This is a genomic window from Streptomyces sp. NRRL WC-3618 (assembly GCF_001280005.1).
Lineage (GTDB): Bacteria > Actinomycetota > Actinomycetes > Streptomycetales > Streptomycetaceae > Streptomyces.
Genome location: NZ_LGDW01000265.1, coordinates 1 through 832 on the forward strand (window position 1 = coordinate 1; position 832 = coordinate 832).

The 832-nt window shown below is 64.7% G+C and carries 2 protein-coding genes; both read right to left on the minus strand.

Features of this window, described 5'->3' with window-relative positions:
- Window positions 1–220 (minus strand): alpha-amylase family glycosyl hydrolase (locus ADL01_RS22275; protein ID WP_267889932.1); only part of this gene is annotated, 220 nt, incomplete at its 3' end.
- A partial coding sequence (locus tag ADL01_RS22280; RefSeq protein WP_159049594.1) for a DUF3459 domain-containing protein occupies window positions 217–832 on the minus strand: 616 nt, incomplete at its 5' end. The genes ADL01_RS22280 and ADL01_RS22275, both read right to left, overlap by 4 nt.

Here is an 832-nt window from a genome sequence, read left to right on the forward strand (position 1 = left end):
ACTTGAAGAAGGGGGGCAGCCAGAGGCAGTCGACGCCGAGCCACTGGAGGTAGTCGAGTTTGGCGGTCAGGCCCTTGAGGTCGCCGACTCCGTCACCGTTGCTGTCCTGGAAGGAGCGGACCAGGACCTCGTAGAAGACGGCGCGTTTGAACCACTCGGGGTCCCGGTCCTTGGCGGGAGTGTCCTCGAAGGTGTCCGGGACAGGCTCATTGACGATCATGTTGTGGGTGACCCTCCGATCTGCGGGGTGGACGGTCGCAGGACGGTCATGATGTGCGCGGGTCGAGTACCCGGTTCCAGGCGCACATAGTTCGTCCTGCCCCATTGGTAGGTTTCGCCGGTCAGCTCGTCGCGTACCGGCACCGACTCGTGCCAGTCCAGGCCGAGTTGCGGCATGTCCAACGAGACCGTCGCCTCCTGGGTGTGGTGCGGATCGAGGTTCACGACCACCAGAACCGTGTTCGATCCCCGGCGTTTCGAGTAGACGATCACCGCCTCCTGGTCCGCGTGGTGGAAGTGGAGGTCGCGCAGCTGCCGCAGGGCCGGGCTGCGCCGTCGGATCGCGTTGAGCGTGGCTACCAGTGGCGCGATGCTACGTCCGTCGCGCTCCGCCGACTCCCAATCGCGAGTACGCAGTTGGTATTTCTCGGAGTCCAGGTATTCTTCGCTGCCTTCACGCAGCGGGGTGTTCTCGCACAGTTCGTAGCCGCTGTAGATCCCCCAGGTGGGAGAGAGTGTCGCGGCCAGCACGGCACGCGCCTCGAACGCCGGACGGCCGCCCTGCTGAAGGTACTCGTGCAGGATGTCGGGGGTGTTGACGAAGAAATTCGGC